This is a genomic window from Gordonia metallireducens (assembly GCF_021245825.1).
Lineage (GTDB): Bacteria > Actinomycetota > Actinomycetes > Mycobacteriales > Mycobacteriaceae > Gordonia > Gordonia namibiensis.
The window spans coordinates 56,079-76,968 of sequence record NZ_JAJQJP010000047.1 but is presented as its reverse complement, the minus strand read 5'-3'; the positions used below and the strand labels follow the sequence as shown (position 1 = coordinate 76,968).

Here is a 20,890-nt window from a genome sequence, read left to right as displayed (position 1 = left end):
CCGCACGACCGTCCATCGGACGGTCCGAGACGAGAGAGAAAGGGCCTGCCATGTCTGATGCCGGATCCACCGTTCCCGGAAGCACCGCCGTCTCCGGCGACACCGTAGAAGAAGGGCAGTCACTGGACGTCCGACTCGCGGGTGATCGGGGTCAGGTCGATCCGGCCGATGTGGTCGCCGCCGACGCCGCGGCGCGCGAGTTCGTCGCGCGCCACGAGCAGGCCGCGCACCGCCCGCAGGGCGAGGAGATCGGCCGGGCCCTGGTCGTCGTCGTCGACGACGAGGCCGCACACGGTGAGGACCAGCGCCTGCTCGGCCCGCTCGTCGGTGAACTCCTCGCGGAGGCGGGATTCCATGTGGACGCCGCCGTCGTCGTCTCCGGCGACGAGGTGGAGATCCGGAACGCTCTGAACACCGCCGTGATCGGTGGCGTCGATCTGGTGGTGTCGGTGGGCGGCGTGGGCGTCGGCGCCCGGGACGTGACCCCGGAGGCCACCGAACCGCTGCTCGACCGCCGGCTTCGCGGCATCGAGGAAGCGATCCGTAGTTCCGGACTCGCCGCCGGAGCCACCGACGGTGGACTTTCGCGCGGGCTGGCCGGAATCTCCGGGCAGACCCTGGTCGTCAATTTGGCCAATTCCCGCGCCGCGGTGCGCGACGGAATGGCGACGGCCGCGCCTCTCGCGAAGTATGTGATCGAGTCGATCAGCGAGTTCTGAGTGCCTGCGGCGTCGCGCGGCGGGAAAGCAAGAGCAGCGCTGGGGATCTCGGCGCCGACAAGGACGATCGACCGACTGGAAATAGGACGTTCTCTGCGATGACGGGTGACCGAGGCGACGCCGAAAAACCTTCGATGAGCAGCAGCGATGACGCCGCTGCACGTCGCGCTGCCCGGCGCGCGAAGCTCGATTCCGTCTTCGGGGACGACCTGCCGGAGATCACCAAGGATGAGTGTGGCGAAGATCACAAAGGCCACTCTCAGGATTGGTTCGAGGCCCAGCGTCCGCCTCATTACGAGTGAAATGCGAGAACCCGCACATAGCCGCATCAGGGTGTTTATCTGTCGTTAACTTTGCTCCGGCGATAGATCGCGTATTCGACATTTGTGATGGTGCGAGGCAGCTTTGTGACACGGCTGAGTCCAGCTGTTGCCCGTTCTGAGACCGCTCCGATAACGTTCGCGACGACAACGCTCGGCGCCCCAGTGTCGGGGGCTGAGGGAAGTCCTGCGATCTGTCGCGACTGACAACGCAGCAGTGACCAGGAATTCGATGGATTCTTAACGTCCGCTGAGACATGCGTAAATGCATGCTTAGTGGTTACTGTGTGGAAACCCATCGACGTCGAGGGTCATGACTTGCGGGTGTGAATACATTCCGCAGGGTAACAGCCGAATCCTGTGAGAGGGAACGAATGAGCAAGTTCAGCAAGCTTGGGCTGCGCCGCGCCGCGGGCGCCGTCGCGATCGCCTCGGCCGCGGTCGTGGGCCTGGCCGGCATGGGCGCCGGTGATGCGGCAGCAGGAAAGCTGGCCAACGGATACAAGAAGGCCTCGGGCATCGACGGCGAATCCATCCAGACGTGGCGCACCGGTGAGTTCGCACTCCCGGCCCCGTCGGTCGCCAACAACGGTGCGGGCCGCTCCGCGGTCGTTTCCGGTGTGTACCAGGCCAAGGCCAGCAAGGGTGTCTCCGGTAACCTCGCCGTCAAGCTGCTCGTCGGCTGCCAGGTCGACATCACCGGTCTGTCGGGTGGATTCGGTGCCGGCATCGACTTCCTCGGCAGCGTCGCCAACGCCACCGGTGCGGTCAGCATCCCGCTGTCCCCCGGGCAGGTCGCCGTCGTCGACATCACCGACAAGGATCTCGCCGACAACGGTCAGGCCGCGATCCAGCTGTCGCAGTTCGAGGTCTCCGTCCAGCAGTGCGGTGGCTACGCCTCCGCGCGCACCATCACCAAGGTGATCGGCGCCAAGGGCTACAGCACCGACGACGGCAAGGTCAGCGGTGAAGGCTCCCTCATCCAGTCCACCCTGTACGGCCAGCCCTTCAGCCTCAACTGACTCTGGCGCAGATAACTAGCACTTCCTGACTTATCTGCCCAGCGCAGATTGATATTCCACGAAGGGGAATCATGAAGAAGAACATCACGCGTCGCGTGGTTGCGGCTGCCGGTCTCACCGGCGCCGTCGCGATGGGGCTGACCAGCTTGGCTGCTGGTGGCGCCACCGCAGGTCCGCTGCCGGGCGGCACCGTCACCCGGACCCTGGTCGACGGCACCCCCGTCACCGTCCAGCTCTTCGACGAGTTCGTCAACGTCCAGCGCGCCGTCACCAACGTCCAGACCAGCCGTGAGGTCTGGGTCTCGGGCAAGGTCAAGGTGACCGTCGGCGGCAAGGCCGAGGGCGGCTCGGTCAACGCCGGCTACCTGGTCGGCTGCCAGGTCAACTTCGGCGCCAGCGCCGAGGGCGGCGCCGGCGTCACTGCCGATTCGGCCGGTGGTGCGCTGAGTTCCGCCGAGGTGGGCGCAGGCTTCACGCTCGGACCGGGCCAGGCCAGCTACTTCCCGATCATCGAGACCACCTCGGGCACTGACACCGCGTACAGCGACTACAAGGTCAACTCGTACTCGTTCAAGGGCAAGTCCGGCGGCGTCGTCTACAGCCAGGAGAAGTTCGGCATGGACGGCTGCGCGGGCTACGCCTCGGCGAAGGCCAAGATCAAGGTGACCGTCAGCACCGACGCCGTGAAGGGTGTCATCACTCTGTACGGCAAGCCGTTCAGCATCGGCTGATCGTCTAGCTGACACTCAGCATCACCACCGCGGGGTGGGAATCCGACTCGGATTCCCACCCCGCGGTGTTTGTTTCGGTGGGGGACGGCTGTCCGGCGCCTGCCGATGTTCTGTGAGACTCCTGTGATCGGCTGTCGGGCAAGGGTTTCCCCAGGTTCGCGCGCTAGCCTCGGCGTCGGCGGTGGGGATGCCGTCGCTGGGAGAGTGGCAGATGATGCACGATGTGGACGAGACGACCGCAGACGGGCAGGACCCCGGGCATCCCACTGCACTGTCTCTCCGGATGGCCATCCGTCGTTTCCGCCCGCTGCTCACCGGCCTGAGGTGGCGACTTGTCGCCGCGATCCTCTGCTATCTGGTCCACGTCGCGACCACGGTCGTCACCGTCGCCGTGTTCGCCCACATCGTCGACGACGTCCTCATCACCGGCGATCTGTCGGCCCTGCTCGAGCCGATGATCGTCTGGATCGCCGCGTCGCTCATCGGTGCGGCGGCCTCGTACGGGGGAGCGGTGCTTACCGGTGGGGTCACCGAGAAACTCCTCCTCCGGCTGCGCGACCGCTTGTATCTGCACACGCAACGACTCGCGCCGCATGCGCGCCACCGGTTCGGCACGGGAGATCTCGTGTCCCGCAACACCTCCGACGTGGAAGCGGTCGACAGTCTGCTGTCCTCCGGAGTGGTCACCGCCGCCGTCACCGTGGTGAGCCTGATCGTCTACGCCGTTGCGGCATTCGTGACGCAGTGGCAACTCGCGCTGACCGCTGCGATCCTCGCGCCCGTATTGTGGCTCATCGCCCGACGATTCGGCGTCATCGTCAAACGAGCGTCACGCAGAGAACGATCAGCGGCCGGCCGGATCAGTTCCCTGGTCGCCGAGGGCGTCGCCAACGCGCCGGCCATCCAGGCGGCCGGTCAACTCGACCGAGACCGGCGCAGAGTCCGACGACAGAGTCGACGATGGCGGGACGCCCGCATGTCGGAGATCCGTGCCGACGCGGCATTCTCCGAGGCCGTCACCGTCGTCGAGGTGCTGTGCATGATCGCGGTGGTCGTCCTCGGGGCCTGGCAGATATCGGCCGGCACAGCAGAACTGGGCACGCTGATCGCGCTGACCGGTTATCTCGGCTACCTGTATCCGCAGATCCAGACACTGGGCGGACTCGTCGTCGACGTCACGGCGGCCACTGCAAGCGCCGAGCGGGTCGCCCAGGTGCTCGACGCGCCGGTCGGGGTCGCGGAGACGCTCGACGGCGATGACGTGCCGCCGGGCCCGGTGGCGTCGGCGGTGAGCCTGACCCTGGACGGTGTCTCGTTCGCCTACCCGCAGACGGATTCGACGGTGCTCGACGACGTGCAGCTGGACATCGAAGCCGGCGATCTCGTCGCCATCACCGGACCCAGCGGCGCCGGCAAGAGTACGTTGACGTACCTGCTGTTGCGCTTCTACGACCCGGTCGCGGGTGCGATTCTGCTCAACGGCAACGACATCCGGACCATGGACGCCCAGACACTACGTGCGCACATGGCGGTACTACACCAGCGTCCCGCTCTGATGAGCGGTTCGATCGCCGAGAACATCGCGTTCGGGCGCACGGATGTCACGCGTGAACAGATCGTCGCCGCCGCGGACCTGGCCGGTGCGACGCCGTTCATCCGGACGCTCCCCGGCGGGTTCGACGCCGCGGTCGTCGAACGCGGGGACAACCTCTCCGGCGGACAGCAACAGCGAATCGCGTTGGCCCGAGCGTTCTTACGGGACGCACCCCTGCTGATCCTCGACGAGCCGACCACCGGACTCGACGCCGAAACCGTCGACGAGGTGCTGGAACCGCTCGCGCGGTTGGCGTCGTCCCGCACGACGGTGATGATCACCCACGATCCTCGGGTCCTGGCGATCGCGGACCGGCGGATCGAGTTGCGCGACGGACGATTTCACACCATGGCCCCGGCCGCCTGAGCCGGCCTGCCGACAGGTCCGCCTGAGCCAGGCTTCGCCGACAGCGCTACCTGGGCAACGACACGAGCCCCTGCCGCGTGAGGCGGCAGGGGCTCGTCGTCGATGTGTCAGCTACCGAAGAACCAGGGGAGCTTCTGGGGACGGGCCTTGGGGCGCGGCGGCTGCTTGCGCTGCTGCGGACCCGGCCGACCGTTGCGCTGCTGCGGCTTGCGGTTCTGGGGCTTGTTCGGCATTCGTCCATCCTTGTGTCGAGTTCCGCACCGGGTGTCATCCCGGGCGGGCCGCAACCTCTCTGTGCGACGAATCCCAAAGTAGGAGCGCAATCTTGGGATACGGATGGTGCGCGCTGTCAGCCTCCTGGGAGTCGACGGACCCGACAAAATGGTTTCGGCCCCCGCCGATGTGGCGAGGGCCGAAACCGTGATCGAGATACTCAGCGCGAGTGGCGTCCCGGAGCGTCCGGACCGTCACCCGGGAACTGCTCGCCCGGGTACTGCTCGCCGGGGTACTGCTCGCCGGGGTACTGCTCGCCCGGGTACTGGGAGCCGGGGGGAGGGTAGTTGCCCGGAGGCGGGTAGTTACCGGGCGGCGGGTAGTTGCCCGGAGCCGGCTGCGGTGTCGGGTACGGCTGGCCTCCCGGGCCGCCGGGCTGGCCCTGCGGCGAGCCGTACAGCGGCGACGCCTGCGGTCCCGACTGCGAGGGGCCCTGATGCGACGAGCCCTGCTGGGACGGCTGGCCCGACTGCGGGGGAGCCGAGATGCGCTGCGTGGTACCGGCACCCGACGGCGACTCGTACGGCGCGAGCGGACCCGACTGGGGTGCGTATGCCTCGCCGGCCGGCGCAGCCGGCTCGGACAGGTGTGGCGGCAGGTCGCTCTCCGCCTCGGCCTTGGCTTTCGACGTCCCCTCCGGATCGAGCAGATCGCGGATCTCGGTCAGCAGCGCGACCTCGGTGACCTCGGACTTCTTGCCGAAGCCGCCCAGCTCCGCGAGCTTGTTGTACGGCAGGATGATGATGAAGTACACGACCGCCGCGATGATCAGGAAGTTGATGACGGCGGTGATCACGCTGCCGATGTCGACGAAGGTCGAGCTGTTGTCGGTGATCTGGAAGCCGAGTCCCTGAGCGGCATCCGAGCCGACCGGGATCGCGTTGATGATCGGCTGGACGATGCCGTCGGTGAACGCGGTGACGATCGCGGTGAAGGCTGCACCGACGATGACTGCGGTAGCCAGTTCGACGACGTTGCCCTTGAGTATGAAGTCCTTGAATCCCTTGAGCACGGTGTGCGGCCTCTCCTTGGTCTTCCGCTCTTGTTTCGGTGATTCGGTCTCAGTCGGTGCAAATCCGACATTTGCTGTGCGAACTCGTACTACCCTATCCAGGATCGTGAACGATCCGATCCATTTGCCTTGAATCTTCCGGAGTGTCGTGGCTGAAGGCTGCTGTCATGTCCGATTCGGCATCCGTCCGGTGCAGGGCATCAGCGCGTGAATTCAGTGCAGGACCACGGCCAGTGAGGAGTCCAGCCCGGCAGCCGCTACTCGATGCGCCGCAGCGACATCCATCGCGAGAAGAACCGGTGCCACCGTGCTGCGACCGGCGGGGAAGCCGGTCGGCGAGTCCTGGCCCGTGTGCATCGCCACGACGGCGCGTCGGGCGAGAACCTCCTCGGAGTCGGTCAGGACGTCGACCACGTCACCGGGTCTAAGCAGCGACGTGACCGCCTCGTCGGACAACCGGACCGGTACGAGGCGCGCGTCGTCGACGCCGGTCAGGTCGGCCGGCAGCCGCGAGGACAGCAGCCTGGTGTCGGTCAGTATCTCGCCGGTACGAACCCGTCCGGTGACGGTCCGCCCGGCTGCGAGCTCGGTGTCGGAGATGGCGCCCGCGGGAACCGTGCTTCCCGCGACGAGCCGAGTAGCCAGATCATCGGCGGCGACCACCTGCCCCGGTAGCAGATCGCGAGCCGCGACGAGCACTTCGAACTCGCCGTCCGCTCGGGTCCCGGCGAGAGCGATCACGGCGGCCGCGACGACGAGGGCAACCGCGACGAGGCGTCGGACCGCCAGACTGCGCATCCACCCGGGCCGCAGTGCGGAGCCGAGCCGATCGCGGAGGCGTGGGCCGAGTCGGTCGAGCGGAAGCGACGTCCGGGTGGGTGGCATATGCGGACTGTAGGGCGCTGACCACTCCGAACGCGGGTCCGAGGTATCGCTGTGGACCGTCCGGTGGTGGGTGGCCGACTGTCCACAGTCCGCCGTCGTGAGAGTCCTCGGATAGGGTTACCGAGGAACAAATCATGGTGTGCCGGGAAGTCTGGTCGGCCGTTGCCCGGTCCCGGGTGGCGTGATGTGGGCATGCGTGTGCCCTGCGAACAGAGGAGCTTCATGACGGACCTGCCACCGACCGACAAGCCGACGGATCAGCGACCGCCGAGTCACGCCGAATCGCACGCTCCCGGGCGGCGTGACCGACTCAGGCAGTGGGCCGCGCTCGACACCACCAGCGGTGTCCTACTGCTCATCGCCGGGGCCATCGCCGTCGTCTGGGCCAACTCGCCGTGGCGGGAGAGCTACGCGTCGCTGCTGCACACCGAGGTCGGACCCGACTTCATGCATCTGGATCTGTCGCTGGCGCACTGGGCCTCTGACGGACTCCTGGCGATCTTCTTCTTCGTCGTCGGTGTGGAGCTCAAGCACGAGTTCGTGGCCGGCGGCCTGCGCGATCTGAAGCTCGCCGGGGTGCCGATCGCCGCAGCAGTGGGCGGCATGGTCACCCCTGCACTCTTCTACGTGGTCGTCGTCGCCCTCGGCGACCCCGAAGGCCTTCGCGGCTGGGCGATCCCGACCGCCACCGACATCGCCTTCGCGCTCGCCGTCCTCGCGATCTTCGGTCGCGGCCTCCCGATGCCGTTGCGGACGTTCCTGCTCACGCTGGCCGTCGTCGACGATCTGCTCGGCATCGTCGTGATCGCGACCTTCTACACCGACGAGATCGACTTCGTCATGCTCGGCGGCGCACTCGTCGTGGTTGCCCTGTTCGCCGTCCTGGTGCGGGGCTCGTGGCGGCTCTGGCCGCTGTTCATCCCGGTCGGCGTCGTCGCCTGGGCCCTCATGCACGCATCCGGCGTGCACGCCACCGTCGCGGGTGTGCTGCTCGGCTTCGTCGTGCCCGCCGTCGCGATCCGTGGTGAGAAGATCCCGCGCACGGAACGGCTCGACGAAGCGGTGCGCCCGTACTCGGCGGCCATCGCGCTCCCGGTCTTCGCGTTCGCTGCCGCAGGCGTCACCGTGATCGGCGGCGAGGGATCGATCGTGCAGCCCGTGTCGATCGGTATCGTTCTCGGACTCGTCGTCGGCAAACTCGTCGGCGTTCTCGGATCGACCTGGCTGATGACGAAGTTCACGCCGCTGCGGCTTCCTGATGCCATCGGTATCCGGGACCTGTTGCCGATCGGCATGCTCACCGGCGTCGGATTCACCGTGGCCCTCCTCATCTCCGAACTCAGCTTCGAGGGCGGATCCGACGACCACGCCGCAGCAGCGAAGGCGGCCATCCTCGCCGGCTCGGTCATCTCGGCGGCACTCGCCGCGATGCTGTTGCGCTGGGACGCCCGCCAGGCACGTGATGCCGACATGAACCGTGACAACATCCCCGACATGAACCGCGACGTCATCGGCGGATAGCCACGGCAGTGGACGAGAAGAGCCCGGGACCGTGGGGTCCCGGGCTCTTTCGTCGTTCGGACGGCTTCGTCGGCCGGAAAGCCGATCGGCTCAGGAGCTGGTGATCTCTTCCTTGGGGCGACTGTTGGCGTCGGGGTCGTAGGTCTCCCAGAACGTCGCACCCACGATGCCGAGTGCGACCGGGTCGAAGATCGGGTCCTTGCCCTGCTTCTTCTGCCGTTCGTAGTCACGCAGCGCCTTGAACGCGGGCTGCTGCAACACCAGGATGCCGAGGATGTTCAGCCAGGCCATCAGGCCCACGCCGATGTCGCCCAGCGTCCAGGCGTCCTCGGCCGTGGAGACCGCCCCGTAGGCCACCGAGATCAGGATCGCGGCCTGCAGGAGCAGCGTGAGGTTGGCTCCCAGGGTGCTGCGCAGTGGGCGGATGTAGATCGTCGACGACTGGCCCATGAGGAACCGTAGGTTCGTCTCGGCCATGTAGTAGTAGGCGATGATCGTGGTCAGGCAGAAGAACGCGAGCGAAATGGCGACGAACGTCGAGCCCGCGCCGCTCCACATGCTGTCGAATCCGACCTGCACGAAAGTCGGGCCGACACTCACATCGCTGGGCAGCAGACCACCCTCGCCGAGGACCGCACCGCTGGCGCTCTCACCTTCGAACACCCGGTACGCGCCGGTGGTGATGATGAGGAAGCCGGTGGCCGAGCAGACGAACAGAGTGTCGATGTAGACCGCGAAGGCCTGGACGAAACCCTGTTTGGCCGGATGGGAGACCTCGGCGGCGGCAGCGGCGTGCGGGCCGGTGCCCTGACCTGCCTCGTTCGAGTAGATCCCGCGCTTGACGCCCCACATGATCGCGGCGCCGATGATCGAGCCGAACACGGCGTCGGTACCGAAGGCGCTCGAGAAGATCAGGCGGAACACCTCGGGGATCTGCGAGGCGTTCGTGAAGACGACGACCAGGGCGAACAGGATGTAGCAGACCGCCATGAACGGCACGACGATCGAGGCGAAGGTGGCGATGCGCTTGACGCCGCCGATGATGACGAACGCCAGGACGATCACGATGCCGATCGCGACGGCCCAGTCGGCGACGTCCCAGGCCTGGCTCATCGCCACGGTCATGGAATTGGACTGGATGCCGGGCAGCAGGATGCCACATGCGAGCACCGTCACCGCCGCGAAGACGAGGCCGTAGACCTTGAAGAACTTCGAGGACTTGGTGTGGGCGAATGCCTTGCTGAAGTAGTACGCCGGTCCGCCGCGGTATTCGTTGGTCAGCGGGTCACGCGTCTTGTAGATCTGGCCCAGGGTGCATTCGACGAACGAGGTCGACGCTCCGAGGAACGCCACGAGCCACATCCAGAAGAGCGCACCCGGCCCGCCGAAGGCGATGGCGGTGGCGACGCCCGCGATGTTGCCGGTGCCGACGCGACCGGCGATGGAGATCATCAGCGCCTGGAACGAGGACACCCCGTCCGGTGAGCTGTGTCCGTGGATCATCGCGCGGATCATCTCCGGGATGTGGCGGACCTGTAGGAATCGAGACCGCAGTGAGAAGAACACGCCTGCGCCGAGGCACAGGTACACCAGCGGATCGCTCCAGATGATGTCGTTGAGTTTGGTGAGAAAGTCGGTCATCGCACTCCAGTGAAGGTGTTGGCTGGCGTCGTCGGGACAAGCGGTAGTTTGTCAGGAGAACGACCGCTGCGTGACCGACGTGAGAAAACACTTTGCCCCAATCCGACCGGATCGTCTCGACGAGGTCGGGAAAAGGCGGGATCCGAGTCCTCGATCTCCGGCGAAACCACACCCGATTAGCACTCGGAATGAGTGAGTGCCAGAATCGGTTACACTTGTCAGCGTTTACTGACTTTCGGAGGTTCAGGTGCCCACCTACTCATATGCCTGCACGGAGTGCGACAACAAGTTCGACATCGTCCAGTCGTTCTCCGACGACTCGTTGACCGAATGCCCGCAGTGCACCGGTCGCCTGCGCAAGCTGTTCAACTCGGTCGGCATCGTGTTCAAGGGGAGCGGTTTCTACCGCACCGACTCGCGATCGGGGTCGTCCTCGACGGACACCTCGTCGTCGTCCTCGTCCTCGGACAGCTCGTCGTCGAGCGGCTCCTCGTCCTCGTCGGATTCGTCGTCGTCGGGCTCGAGCAGCAGCACCACCAAGAGCGACAGCAAGGCCGCCACGCCCGCCTGACGGGTCGCGCACAACTTCACAGCCGAACCTGGGCAGGATCGCCTCCGGAATTCACCGGACGGACCCGCCCAGGTTTTGTTGTCTCAGAACCTGTCTTCGATCAGCCCAGCTCCTGGAATCCGCCGCCCGGGGTGAGCACCCAGCCGACGGCGACGTCGTGATCGCCGGCGGGCAGGGAGTCGACGAGCTCCTCGTCGTAGACGACGGCCACGAGGTCCGCGGACAGCCCGACGAGGGTGCGGTCGTAATACCCGGCGCCGCGGCCGAGACGGACCCCGGTCTTGTCGACCGACAGGGCGGGGATCAAGATCACCGACGCCGCGCGGATCGCGGGCACACCGAGACGGTCGTGGGTAGGTTCCAGCAGACCCCATCGCCCCGGGGCGAGAGAACCGGGACCGGTATAGCGGGCCCAGTCGAGTGGGGCGGGTTCGCCGTCCGGGACCACCGGCAGCAGCACCGTCACGCCCCGGTCGAGAAGAGCGTCGAGCATCGCCGTCGAACCAGGCTCGTCGCCGACGGGCACATAGGCGGCGACCGTGACGTCGTATTCGAGGCGGAACGGGCAGGTGTGTATCCACTCGGCGAGGTCTTCGGCAGCCCGCTCGCGCGCGGCCGCCGTCATGGTCGACCGACGCTTCGCGGCTTCCTCTCGCCGCTGGTCCTTCAGGGTTCGCACGACGCGACCGTCCTTCATGCCGTGGGTGGCTCGCCGACGCCCGAACTGTATCGGACCTCGACCCCGGTTCGGGTGAGGTCTGAGTCACTGCTGTCTGTCCGGCCGCTCGGGGACACCTGTCCTAGGGTGGTTCCATGACTGCGTCCAAAGATGGCTTCAGCGAGTACGAATCGGTACCCAACACCCCGCCGATCCCGCGCACCGCGGTGGTCCCGGCTGCCGGGCTGGGGACGCGCTTCCTACCCGCCACCAAGACGGTGCCCAAGGAGCTGCTGCCGGTGGTCGACACCCCCGGCATCGAGCTGGTCGCAGAGGAGGCCAAGTCGGCCGGCGCGGAGCGGCTCCTGATCGTCACGTCGCCGGGCAAGGACGGCGTCGTCGCGCACTTCGTGAAGGACCTCGTCCTCGAGAACACCCTCGCCAAGCGCGGCAAGGAGGCGATGCTGGCCAAGGTCCGCAAGGCGCCCAACCTGCTCGAGGTCGCCTCGGTCGTCCAGGAGAAGCCCCTGGGCCTCGGCCACGCTGTCGGGTGTGTCGAGGACCGCCTCGACGATGACGAGGACGCCATCGCCGTTCTGCTGCCCGACGACCTCGTCCTGCCCGGTGGCGTGTTGGAGGTCATGGCGCGCACGCGCGAGCGTCGTGGCGGTTCGGTCCTGTGTGCGATCGAGGTCCCCGAGGACCGCATCAGCGCCTACGGCGTCTTCGACGTCGAGCCGCTGCCCGACGCCAACAACCCCAACGTCATGAAGCTCAAGGGCATGGTCGAGAAGCCGGAGCCGCAGGACGCGCCGTCGAATCTCGCCGCGGCCGGCCGCTATATCCTCGACCGCAAGATCTTCGACGCGCTGCGTCGGATCAAGCCGGGCGCGGGCGGCGAACTCCAGCTCACCGACGCCATCGCTCTTCTCATCGAGGAGGGTGAGCCCGTGCACGTCGTCGTCCATCGCGGCACCCGCCACGACCTGGGCAACCCGGGCGGCTACCTCAAGGCCGCCGTCGACTTCGCGCTTGACCGCGACGATTACGGCCCTGATCTGCGGGAGTGGCTCGAGAAGCGTCTCGCCGAGAGCTGATCGTCGGGGCTTCCGCGCGCCTCGGCCGTTCCGGTGTGCGGGCCCGATACCGTTTGTCTGTGGTGTATCGAGCAGTGCGGGTGTTTCGAGCAGTGCGGGAAGTGCGGTGAGATGCGGTCGGTCGAAGATCATCTGACGCTCGTGACCGCCGCCGCGGTGGCGCCGCGGCCGGTGCGTGTCGCGATCTCCGAGGCGCAGGGTCTGATGTGCGCGGAGGAAGTGGTCACCGAGCATCCGATGCCGGGTTTCGATCAGGCGGCCATCGACGGTTACGCGGTGCGTGCGGTCGACGTGGCCCTGGCCGGCGTTCTGGCTCCGGAGGATCTCGAGGAGTTCGATCCGAACGGTGCCGAACTCGTCGACCTCGAGGCGGGCGAGCCCATGATCGTGTCGCTGCCGGTGGTCGGGGAGGTGGGCCCGGGGTCGCGCACCCCGACCCGGCTGCAACCGCGCCAGGCCGTGCGTGTGGAGACCGGTGCGCCGATGCCGACGCTCGCCGACGCGGTGGTGCCGCTGCGCTGGACCGACGGCGGCGACCAGAAGGTCAAGGTCGGTCACGGTGTCGAGAGCGGCAATTACGTGCGCCGGGTCGGCGACGACGTCCAGCCCGGTGACGTCGCGGTCCGGGCCGGTGCGATCATCGGTCCCGCCCAGGTGGGTCTGCTGGCCGCGGTCGGACAGTCCCGTGTGATGGTGCACCCGCGTCCGCGTCTGTCGGTGATCTCGGTCGGCAGCGAACTCGTCGACATCGACCGCACGCCCGGACCGGGACAGATCTACGACGTCAACAGCTATGCGCTCGCCGCCGCCGCGCGCGACGCCGGCGCCGATGTCAACCGGGTCGGCATCGCCGAGCGCGACGCCTCCCGCATGCGTGAGGTCGTCGAGGCGCAGCTCATCCGGTCCGAGATCGTGGTGATCTGCGGCGCGGTCGGCGGCAGCGCGTCGAAGGCCATCGCGGACGCCCTCGCCGACCTCGGTGAACTCGAGATCGTCCGCGTGGCCATGCACCCCGGCTCGGTACAGGGTTTCGGCCGCCTCGGTCGCGACGAGGTGCCGACTTTCCTGCTCCCGGCGAACCCGGTGAGCGCGCTGGTCACCTTCGAGGTGATGGTGCGCCCGCTGATCCGCATCGCGCTGGGAAAGCGGCAACCGATGCGGCGGGTCATCAAGGCACGCACCATCGGGCCGATCGCGTCGGTACGTGGTCGCAAGGGGTATCTCCGCGGGCAGCTCATGCGCGACGAACGGACCGGGGACTACCTCGTCCAGGTGCTCGGTGCGTCGCCGACCGGCTCGTCGCACCTGCTGGCCGAACTCGCCGAGGCGAACTGTCTGATCATGGTCGACCCCGAGGTCGAGGAGATGAGTACCGGCGACGAGGTCGAGGTCGCCTTCCTCGCCCAGCGCGGCTGACCCCGTCGAGACCCTTGATGCGCCTAAACTGACTCATCGTGTTCAGGTGGTTGAGCGGAAGCGGGGGCAGCCCGGGTTGGCCGGCGACCCTCGGTCCGCTGCGCACCAAGGCCGGGACGGTCACGTTGCGCCCGGTCAAGGTCCGCGACGGCAAGACCTGGAGCGAACTGCGCATCCGTAACCAGAACTCGCTGTTGCCGTGGGAACCCACCGGTGTCGGGAGTTGGGCGGACCGCCACCAGCCTGCGTCGTGGCCGCCGCTGTTCGCGGTGTTGAAGTCGGAGGCCAAGCGGGGCACCATCCTGCCGTTCGTGATCGAGCTCGACGACCAGTACGTGGGCCAGCTGACGGTCGGCAACATCCAGCGCGGAGCTGTGCGCAGCGCGTGGATCGGCTACTGGGTCGACAATGCGCACGCCGGGCAGGGCATCGCGACGGCGGCCGTCGCGCTCGGCGTGGACCACTGCTTCGGACCGGTCGGACTGCACCGCCTCGACGCGACGGTGCAACCGGCCAACGAGGCCTCCCAGAAAGTGTTGAAGAACATCGGTTTTCGGCAGGAAGGCCTGCTGGTCCGGTACATGGACGTCAACAAGCGGTGGCGCGACCACATGCTGTTCGCGTTGACGGCCGAGGAGGTCGTCGGGTCGGCGACCGAGGCGCTGGTCCGTTCGGGTCGGGCGTCCTTCCACTGACGCGTCGCAGCGCCGCCCGAAACAGTTGACGATGCCCGAATCCGTCGGTGCCGCCGAATATGCTCGCGGCATGACTGATCTCGAAATCGTGGTTCGCGGTAACGCGCGCGGTCGGTACGCCCCGGAACGCGGCGTGATCGATCTCGCCATCCATCTCGAAGGTCCCGTGAAGGCCGTCGTGTACGAGGCTGCAGTGGCACTGCATTCGCGGATCACCGGTGCTCTCGCCGAACTCGAGTCGACCGGGGCGGTGACTCGGTGGACCGCCGAATCGGTACGGGTGTACTCGTCCCGGGCCTACTCGCGGGACGGAGAGCCGCGGGACCCGATGTACAACACCCGCATTCGTCTCGATGCCGAGTTCGTGGACTTCGAGAAGCTGTCGGAGTTCATCGACACCTGGTCCGGGGAAGAGGGGGTGGCGGTCGAGAACGTTCGCTGGGACGTCCACGAGACCAGTCGCCGAGCACACGAACGCGAGCTGCGTCGGGAGGCGGTCGAGGACGCAATCGCCAAGGCGCAGGCCTACTCCGACGCCGTGGGACGCGGGCCGGTGATACCGACTCTCCTGTCCGACCCGGGCATGGTCGACCATGCCCCGTCGCCGCGTGGGCGGGTGATGAGTGCCGCCATTCCGGGATCGGCGCCGTCGCCGAGCCTCGAACTGCGGGCCGATGACATCGAGATCCGCGTCGCGGTGGACGCACGTTTTCGCGCCGAGTGACTGAGAGCGGCATGTGAATCCGCGCCGACATGGTCGCGCTCCGGCGCGTCTGCGCGGAACTGGGACTTTCGGGCCCTAGATTGTGGAGTGGCCTCGTGTGACCAGAGTGAATGAAGGGAGAGTCGCATGCCCAACTCCGTACTGTGGGTTTGTCTCGTCGCGGTCTGGCTCTTCGTGCTGGTCCCGATGGTGATCAAGGGTCGTCCCCAGATCCTCAAATCGACCGAGGCCGCGAAGAAGACGCGCTTGCTGCACCGCGGCGGATCCCGCGCGACGGCACCGTCGACCGCGCGACGCCGCTCGTCGGCCCGCCACCCGCACGACCCGTCGTGGAAGTCCTCCCGTAAGGCGACCGCCACCACCGCCGTCGTCGACGAGGTCGAGGACGACGCCGCCACCGAGACCGAGGCCGAGGACACCGACGTCACGACAAAGGTCCAGCGCGTCGTCGATGTCGAGGCGGGGAAGCCGACCGTGGAGGCCGCGGATGAGGCCGACGCCGAGGACACCGGCCTCGAGGACGTCGCCGACGAGACCGACGATGTCGAGGACGACGAAACCGCCGAAACCGCAGAGGCCGATGACGACCTGGTCGACGAGGCCGAGGAGACCGACACCGAGGAATCCGAGGCAGGGGTTTCCGAGGATTCCGAGTATGAGGACTCCGAAGAGGCCGAGTATGAAGATGAGTCGGAAGCCGCCGAGTACGGCGACGAAGCCGAGTACGAAGAGGCGGAGTACGACGAAGAGGCCGAGTACGACGACGAAGCCGAGTACGAGGACGCGACCGACGATCTCGACGAGGACGAATACGACGACTACGCCCGCGCGTCCCGGCACACCGAGGCCGAACCGCAGTCGGTCGTCGACGAACTCGAAGACGAACGGCCGGCGGAGCGTAAGCCGCAGTCCGAACGGGTTCGACGCAGCGTCTACTCGTCGGAGAAGGAACGCGAGCTGAAGTACCGCGAGCGTCAGCGGGTCACGCTGGGTCTGTTCGTGCTGTTCGTCCTGTCGCTGGTGTCGGGCTTCCTGATCGGGACGCCCGGCTGGGTCGTCACGGGTGTCGTCGGACTCATGCTGGTCGGCTACCTCGCGTACCTGCGTCGGGCGGTGAAGGTCGAGCAGCAGATCCGGGCTCAGCGACTCGCCCGCGCCAAGCGTGCGCAACGCGCGGAGGAAGAGCGTCGTCGACGCGCCGCCGCAGTGCCCGAGTTCGCCGCCGCCCCGCCGCCCCCGCGTCTGCGGCGTCCCGGTGGCGCAGTGGTTCTCGAGATCGACGACGAGGACCCCGTGTTCGACCACCTGCCGCCGTTCCAGCGTCGCCGCATGGACCGCGAGGACCTGGAGTACCGCCGGGTCGGCTGACCTCGATACGCGGCGTCCTCGCTCCGCTCGGTCGGCGCTACTCGGCCAACAGACTTCGCCGGTTGAGTAGGCGAGGAGCTCGTGCGGGGCGGTCCCCGTCGCCGGTTGAGTAGGCGAGGAGCCTGCGCGGGGCGGTCCCCGTCGCCGGTTGAGTAGGCGAGGAGCTCGTGCGGGGCAGTTCCCGTCGCTGGTTGAGTAGGCGAGGAGCTTGCGACGAGCCGTATCGAAACCCGCTTCAGCGTCCCGTGGTCAGTGACGTCTTCCCGTGCTTGTCCAGCCATGCCTGACCGCGTCTGGCGGCCGTCGAGAGGGCGAACCGCTCACCGAGGTAGGTTGCCGGCGCTCCGATGACCGGGATGTACCCGAGCATGCGGAACAGGACCATCGGCTGCGGCCGCTTCTCGAACTCGTCGTCGACGGCACGCAGCAGCTTTGCGGCATCCCAGATCCCGCCGAGCAACGACTTCTTGCGTTCCTCGGGTTCGCTGGGCAGGGGAGGACCGGATTTCGATGACACATCAGGTGTGGAGATCTCCCGTCCGCACAGGACCGACGCCAGCAGCGCGACCTGACGGCCACGGTCGGTGACCTCGTACTCGCGGGCGATCGCGACGAGCACCATCGCCTGGTTGGCGAATCCCAGGTATGGCGTGATCGGCAGGCGCTTCGCCCAGATGCCGAAGACCCCGGGGAAGGCGACCGCGGTGGTGTTGAGGGTTCCGATGCGGGTCACCCACCAGCTCGCACGCTTGTGCAGCGACCGCTCGCTCCAGCCCTTGGTGCCGGGCCAGTCGGCGACGTCGAGGAGCTTCGCGGCCGCGTGCTGGGCCTGCTCGATGCGGGAATCGGGGTGGTCGTGGTCATGGAAGGTATGACCCTTGAGGCCGAGCGGGTCGCGTTCGGCGAGCACGTCGAGAACGGGGTTGATCACCCCCACGACGTTGCTGAGAACACCGGCCAATTGCTGATCAGACATCCGAGGCACCGGCCCAGCCTAGCCATGAGTCCGGGCGTTTGGGATCCACCGCGGTGGGGCTGCTAAAGTGGCTCCCGGTTGGTCGCATGACGACCGTCCGGGGCTATGGCGCAGTTGGTAGCGCGACTCGTTCGCATCGAGTAGGTCAGGGGTTCGATTCCCCTTAGCTCCACCACAGATCGAGGGCTCCGGCATCGCCGGGGCCCTCGATTGGCGTTCTGGGTCTGTCATGCGGACGATCCGCCTGGCTCTCGCCGCGGCGACCGGCCCGAACGGCCGCGCCGGACGATCCTCACAGACGCCACCGGGGTAATGTTGAGTCATCCGGTTCGAATACCCGACAGGCTGCTGTCGGCCTCTCCGGTGTCAGACAGTAGACACCTCCACTCTCCGTCTGATGAACACGTCAGGTGGGAATGTGACCTCCGAGAACCGCAGTTTCGCTACCGTCGAAGCGGCCCGTCGATGAGCGCCCCGCCGCTCCTGGGGCCGCCCCGCGTGCGTTTCGGCGTCGATCCGTCGGCTCCGATCGGCGGCGCCTGGTACCCGTACACGGTCCAGCTCGCCGACGAGTTGCCCGGTCTCCTAGCAGCCGCACGATCGCAGGTAGGCGATGTCACCGGCATGGATGTCAACTGGACCAGCTTTCGTCGCATCCCGGGCCTGGACTCCCCGGACTCGCCGATGACGCCGCCGTTGATCACGTTGACCGCCGGCGGGGTCGACGTGACGCTGTTGGTCATCCCGCCGCGGACCGCGTCGTCGTTGGCCGCGATCCTGCTGCGTCAGGCCAGCAACACCGTCGCCCCGGACAGTCAGCTGCATTCGCTGGAATACCGTCGGGGCGAACGGATTCTGGAGCTGGCCGCGCGGTCGTTGGCTTCGCCCAAGAGCTGACCGGTCACAACGGTCTGCGTCAAACGCCCCACCCGGCGCAGACCGGTTTGTTAGCTTCCAGCCATGAGGACCTCGAAGCTGCTGTTGGGGCTGGTCGTGGCGGCGTTGGCCGGAGTGCTCGTCGCCACCGCCGCACCCGCGCGGGCCGACCTACCCGTCACCTACAACTTCCTCTCCGGTATCCCCGGAGAACTCACCAATCCGGGCGGCTCGCTGCCCGGGGCGAACGACTGGAACTGCAAGCCGTCACCCCGTCATCCCAACCCGGTCATCCTCGTGCACGGAACCGGGGGATCGCAGCAGACCAACTGGGGAACGTATGTCCCGCTGTTGAAGAACGAGGGCTACTGCGTCTTCACGACGACCTACGGTGCGATCAAGGGAGCCCCGTGGCCGATCAGCGCGATCGGCGGGATGGGCCTCATGTCCGAGAGCGCGCGCGAGCTGGGCGATTTCGTCACGAAGGTACGTCGCACCACCGGTGCGTCGAAGGTCGACATCATCGGGCACTCGCAGGGGACCGTGGTCCCGGCCTACTACGTCAAGTACCTCGGCGGCAAGGACCACGTCGGCAAGTACGTCTCGCTGGCTCCGGTCTGGCGTGGAACGACCGTCGCCGCCGCCGATGCCATCGGCCCGTTCGTCCGGGGACTCGGCGTGCGACCCGACCAGGTCCCGTTGTGCCAGGCGTGTTTCGACCTCGATCCCGGTGCAGCGTTCCTGCGCAAGGTCGCGGACGGCGGCTACTACGAGCCGGGCATCCAGTACACCAACATCGCCACCCGCTACGACGAACTCGTCGTCCCGTACTGGTACGGACTGCCTCCGGGCGGCAAGAATGTCCGCAACATCGTTGTGCAGGATGGATGTTCGGTCGACTACACCGAGCATGCGGGTATGGCGGGGTCGCGACGCACAGCGACCTTTGTGTTGAATGCGCTCGACCCGGAACACCCGCGCCGCGTGCCCTGTGAACGCGTCGCGCCGTTCACCGGTAGCCCGTTCTGAGCATCGTGCGCAGAGGTGTACGTCCCGCAGTCATGACCATCGTGATCGCGGCGGCGGCAGGGCTCGTGATCGCCGGTGTCACCTCGCCTGCGCGGGCGGCGGTTCCCCCGCTCGGACCCGACTTCGAGTTCGGCGTCGCCCAATCCGGTTTCCAGTCGGAGGGATACAACCGCGACTCGAACTGGCTGCGGTACGGCAAGCAGGGCAAGGTGGATCAGCCCGTCGGCAACGCCGTCGACTTCTACCACCGCTACGACGAGGACATCGACCGCGCGGCGTCGCTGGGCGTGGGCATCTACCGCACGTCGGTGGAGTGGTCGAGGGTCGAACCCACGCGTGGGCGCGATGATCCGGCCGGCTGGGCGTTCTACGACCGCGTGATCCGAAAGGTCGTGGACGCCGGCATGCGGCCGATGATCACCCTCAATCACTGGGTGCATCCCGGGTGGGCAGTGGATCTCGGTGGCTGGAACCGTCCCGGCATGACCGAGGACATGGTGGCGTTCGCCGCGCGGGTCGTCGACCGGTATGCCTGGGCCGACCCGCTGTGGATCACCTTCAACGAACCGACCGAATATGTTCGGCGTGAGGCCCAGTACGGCGGGCTCGCACCGCAGAACATGGGCCGGATGGCCGACGGCATCGTTGCGGCTCATCGAGCCATCTACCGGCACACCCACCGGGTGCAACCGGGTGCACAGGTGTCGTCGAACTTCGCCTACTACCCGATCGTGGGTCTGCAACCGTGGCTGGAATCGGTCTTCCCGCAACGAATGCGCGACACCCTGGACTTCGTCGGCGTCGACCACTACTACTCGTTCTCGGTCACCGATGCGTCGGTCGCCTACGGGGCCCTCGGCGAGTTCTGGAAGAGCTCGCAGGCTCCGGAGAGCATCTACTACGTCCTCCGGCACGTGGCGCGGCAGTTCCCGGGCAAGCCGATCCGCGTCATCGAGAACGGGTTGGCCACCGGCCCGGACGGTCGGCGCCCGGACGGTTACCGGCGTGCAGACCACCTGCGCGACACCGTCTACTGGCTGCAGCGCGCCAGGCAGGACGGCATCGACGTGATGTCGTACAACTACTGGAGCCTCACCGACAACTACGAGTGGGCGACTTCGACTCGCGCTTCGGTCTCTACACCGTCGACGCGCAACGCGACCCATCGCTGACACGGCGACCCACCGACGCCGTCGCCGCGTACCGGGAGATCACCCGAGCCGGGGGAGTGCCCGCCGGATATCGGCCGACGCGACTGCCGGTGCCGTGCTCGCTGGTCGACGTCACCGACAGTTGCGCCGAGCCCGCCACCGTTCGCTGAGTGTTCCGCAAACCCACCCCTTTTCGGCAAACCCAGCACCCCGACGGGTGGTGATTCTGCCGAATAAGGGTGGGT

Annotated in this window: 20 protein-coding genes, 1 tRNA gene and 1 pseudogene; 16 read left to right on the top strand and 6 right to left on the bottom strand. The window is 67.2% G+C overall.

Features of this window, described 5'->3' with window-relative positions; translation table 11 throughout:
* Positions 1 to 50 precede the first annotated feature (50 nt).
* The 5 genes from LQD00_RS18765 to LQD00_RS18745 all read left to right on the top strand — a co-directional run bounded on the left by LQD00_RS18765 (position 51) and on the right by LQD00_RS18745 (position 4,752).
* Entirely contained in the window at positions 51 to 719 is a 669-nt protein-coding gene (locus tag LQD00_RS18765; RefSeq protein WP_119031646.1) for a MogA/MoaB family molybdenum cofactor biosynthesis protein, read from the top strand.
* Between the two features lie 134 nt (positions 720 to 853).
* Positions 854 to 1,021 carry a hypothetical protein gene (locus LQD00_RS18760; protein ID WP_174310941.1) on the top strand — a complete coding sequence of 56 codons (168 nt, stop codon included), beginning with the start codon at positions 854 to 856 and terminating at the stop codon, positions 1,019 to 1,021.
* Between the two features lie 392 nt (positions 1,022 to 1,413).
* Positions 1,414 to 2,061: an MspA family porin gene (locus tag LQD00_RS18755; RefSeq protein WP_232718732.1), complete on the top strand. Its 648-nt coding sequence runs from the start codon at positions 1,414 to 1,416 to the stop codon at positions 2,059 to 2,061.
* Between the two features lie 71 nt (positions 2,062 to 2,132).
* On the top strand, positions 2,133 to 2,792 hold the full coding sequence (locus LQD00_RS18750) for an MspA family porin (protein WP_232718731.1): 660 nt from the start codon (positions 2,133 to 2,135) through the stop codon (positions 2,790 to 2,792).
* A gap of 211 nt (positions 2,793 to 3,003) precedes the next feature.
* Positions 3,004 to 4,752 (top strand): ABC transporter ATP-binding protein, encoded by a 1,749-nt coding sequence (locus LQD00_RS18745; protein WP_232718729.1) that lies wholly within the window; start codon positions 3,004 to 3,006, stop codon positions 4,750 to 4,752.
* A gap of 107 nt (positions 4,753 to 4,859) precedes the next feature.
* Here LQD00_RS18745 and LQD00_RS22785 read toward each other — a convergent pair whose 3' ends face one another.
* The 3 genes from LQD00_RS22785 to LQD00_RS18735 form a co-directional block, all read right to left on the bottom strand.
* A complete protein-coding gene (locus tag LQD00_RS22785; RefSeq protein ID WP_260681754.1) occupies positions 4,860 to 4,985 on the bottom strand; it encodes a hypothetical protein in 126 nt (41 codons plus the stop codon).
* A gap of 200 nt (positions 4,986 to 5,185) precedes the next feature.
* Positions 5,186 to 6,037 (bottom strand): large conductance mechanosensitive channel protein MscL, encoded by an 852-nt coding sequence (gene mscL, locus LQD00_RS18740; RefSeq protein WP_232718728.1) that lies wholly within the window; start codon positions 6,035 to 6,037, stop codon positions 5,186 to 5,188.
* Between the two features lie 213 nt (positions 6,038 to 6,250).
* Positions 6,251 to 6,922: an SAF domain-containing protein gene (locus LQD00_RS18735; RefSeq protein ID WP_232718726.1), complete on the bottom strand. Its 672-nt coding sequence runs from the start codon at positions 6,920 to 6,922 to the stop codon at positions 6,251 to 6,253.
* 222 nt (positions 6,923 to 7,144) lie between these two features.
* Here LQD00_RS18735 and nhaA point away from each other — a divergent pair, with 222 nt between their 5' ends.
* Positions 7,145 to 8,443 carry a Na+/H+ antiporter NhaA gene (gene nhaA, locus LQD00_RS18730; RefSeq protein WP_232718725.1) on the top strand — a complete coding sequence of 433 codons (1,299 nt, stop codon included), beginning with the start codon at positions 7,145 to 7,147 and terminating at the stop codon, positions 8,441 to 8,443.
* Between the two features lie 90 nt (positions 8,444 to 8,533).
* Here the strand turns inward: nhaA and LQD00_RS18725 are convergent, their stop codons facing one another.
* Positions 8,534 to 10,084, bottom strand: coding sequence for an alanine/glycine:cation symporter family protein (locus LQD00_RS18725; RefSeq protein WP_232718724.1), 1,551 nt, complete (start codon positions 10,082 to 10,084; stop codon positions 8,534 to 8,536).
* Between the two features lie 247 nt (positions 10,085 to 10,331).
* Between LQD00_RS18725 and LQD00_RS18720 the strand changes: the two genes are divergently transcribed.
* Positions 10,332 to 10,655 (top strand): FmdB family zinc ribbon protein, encoded by a 324-nt coding sequence (locus tag LQD00_RS18720; RefSeq protein ID WP_232718723.1) that lies wholly within the window; start codon positions 10,332 to 10,334, stop codon positions 10,653 to 10,655.
* 100 nt (positions 10,656 to 10,755) lie between these two features.
* On the opposite strand, the gene LQD00_RS18715 is transcribed toward LQD00_RS18720, so the two are convergent.
* Positions 10,756 to 11,334, bottom strand: coding sequence for a 5-formyltetrahydrofolate cyclo-ligase (locus LQD00_RS18715; protein ID WP_232718722.1), 579 nt, complete (start codon positions 11,332 to 11,334; stop codon positions 10,756 to 10,758).
* A 134-nt stretch (positions 11,335 to 11,468) separates the two neighbouring features.
* Here LQD00_RS18715 and LQD00_RS18710 point away from each other — a divergent pair, with 134 nt between their 5' ends.
* The 5 genes from LQD00_RS18710 (at position 11,469) to sepX (ending at position 16,613) form a co-directional block, all read left to right on the top strand.
* Entirely contained in the window at positions 11,469 to 12,410 is a 942-nt protein-coding gene (locus tag LQD00_RS18710; RefSeq protein WP_232718721.1) for a UTP--glucose-1-phosphate uridylyltransferase, read from the top strand.
* Positions 12,411 to 12,521: 111 nt separating this feature from the next.
* Positions 12,522 to 13,826 carry a molybdotransferase-like divisome protein Glp gene (gene glp / locus LQD00_RS18705; protein WP_232718720.1) on the top strand — a complete coding sequence of 435 codons (1,305 nt, stop codon included), beginning with the start codon at positions 12,522 to 12,524 and terminating at the stop codon, positions 13,824 to 13,826.
* A gap of 38 nt (positions 13,827 to 13,864) precedes the next feature.
* Entirely contained in the window at positions 13,865 to 14,521 is a 657-nt protein-coding gene (locus LQD00_RS18700) for a GNAT family N-acetyltransferase (protein WP_232718719.1), read from the top strand.
* Positions 14,522 to 14,591: 70 nt separating this feature from the next.
* A complete protein-coding gene (locus LQD00_RS18695) occupies positions 14,592 to 15,245 on the top strand; it encodes an SIMPL domain-containing protein (protein ID WP_232718718.1) in 654 nt (217 codons plus the stop codon).
* 126 nt (positions 15,246 to 15,371) lie between these two features.
* Positions 15,372 to 16,613, top strand: a complete 1,242-nt coding sequence (sepX, locus tag LQD00_RS18690) for a divisome protein SepX/GlpR (RefSeq protein ID WP_232718716.1) — start codon at positions 15,372 to 15,374, stop codon at positions 16,611 to 16,613.
* 235 nt (positions 16,614 to 16,848) lie between these two features.
* Here sepX and LQD00_RS18685 read toward each other — a convergent pair whose 3' ends face one another.
* Entirely contained in the window at positions 16,849 to 17,598 is a 750-nt protein-coding gene (locus LQD00_RS18685; protein WP_232718715.1) for a hypothetical protein, read from the bottom strand.
* Between the two features lie 90 nt (positions 17,599 to 17,688).
* On the opposite strand from LQD00_RS18685, the gene LQD00_RS18680 reads away from it, so the two are divergent.
* The 4 genes and pseudogenes from LQD00_RS18680 to LQD00_RS18665 all read left to right on the top strand — a co-directional run bounded on the left by LQD00_RS18680 (position 17,689) and on the right by LQD00_RS18665 (position 20,815).
* Positions 17,689 to 17,764 (top strand) — tRNA-Ala (locus tag LQD00_RS18680).
* Positions 17,765 to 18,054: 290 nt separating this feature from the next.
* Positions 18,055 to 18,486 carry a DUF5994 family protein gene (locus tag LQD00_RS18675; protein WP_232718713.1) on the top strand — a complete coding sequence of 144 codons (432 nt, stop codon included), beginning with the start codon at positions 18,055 to 18,057 and terminating at the stop codon, positions 18,484 to 18,486.
* A 63-nt stretch (positions 18,487 to 18,549) separates the two neighbouring features.
* Complete coding sequence (locus LQD00_RS18670) at positions 18,550 to 19,494, top strand: esterase/lipase family protein (protein WP_232718712.1); 945 nt, start codon at positions 18,550 to 18,552, stop codon at positions 19,492 to 19,494.
* 32 nt (positions 19,495 to 19,526) lie between these two features.
* Positions 19,527 to 20,815, top strand: a pseudogene (locus LQD00_RS18665) (family 1 glycosylhydrolase).
* Positions 20,816 to 20,890: the final 75 nt, after the last annotated feature.

Bases quoted from the DNA above. Each gene is read 5' to 3' on its own strand.
- LQD00_RS18765 (WP_119031646.1), top strand. From the start codon at position 51: ATGTCTGATGCCGGATCCACCGTTCCCGGAAGCACCGCCGTCTCCGGC.
- LQD00_RS18760 (WP_174310941.1), top strand. From the start codon at position 854: ATGAGCAGCAGCGATGACGCCGCTGCACGTCGCGCTGCCCGGCGCGCG.
- LQD00_RS18755 (WP_232718732.1), top strand. From the start codon at position 1,414: ATGAGCAAGTTCAGCAAGCTTGGGCTGCGCCGCGCCGCGGGCGCCGTC.
- LQD00_RS18750 (WP_232718731.1), top strand. From the start codon at position 2,133: ATGAAGAAGAACATCACGCGTCGCGTGGTTGCGGCTGCCGGTCTCACC.
- LQD00_RS18745 (WP_232718729.1), top strand. From the start codon at position 3,004: ATGATGCACGATGTGGACGAGACGACCGCAGACGGGCAGGACCCCGGG.
- LQD00_RS22785 (WP_260681754.1), bottom strand. From the start codon at position 4,985: ATGCCGAACAAGCCCCAGAACCGCAAGCCGCAGCAGCGCAACGGTCGG.
- LQD00_RS18735 (WP_232718726.1), bottom strand. From the start codon at position 6,922: ATGCCACCCACCCGGACGTCGCTTCCGCTCGACCGACTCGGCCCACGC.
- nhaA (WP_232718725.1), top strand. From the start codon at position 7,145: ATGACGGACCTGCCACCGACCGACAAGCCGACGGATCAGCGACCGCCG.
- LQD00_RS18725 (WP_232718724.1), bottom strand. From the start codon at position 10,084: ATGACCGACTTTCTCACCAAACTCAACGACATCATCTGGAGCGATCCG.
- LQD00_RS18710 (WP_232718721.1), top strand. From the start codon at position 11,469: ATGACTGCGTCCAAAGATGGCTTCAGCGAGTACGAATCGGTACCCAAC.
- glp (WP_232718720.1), top strand. From the start codon at position 12,522: ATGCGGTCGGTCGAAGATCATCTGACGCTCGTGACCGCCGCCGCGGTG.
- LQD00_RS18695 (WP_232718718.1), top strand. From the start codon at position 14,592: ATGACTGATCTCGAAATCGTGGTTCGCGGTAACGCGCGCGGTCGGTAC.
- sepX (WP_232718716.1), top strand. From the start codon at position 15,372: ATGCCCAACTCCGTACTGTGGGTTTGTCTCGTCGCGGTCTGGCTCTTC.
- LQD00_RS18675 (WP_232718713.1), top strand. From the start codon at position 18,055: ATGAGCGCCCCGCCGCTCCTGGGGCCGCCCCGCGTGCGTTTCGGCGTC.
- LQD00_RS18670 (WP_232718712.1), top strand. From the start codon at position 18,550: ATGAGGACCTCGAAGCTGCTGTTGGGGCTGGTCGTGGCGGCGTTGGCC.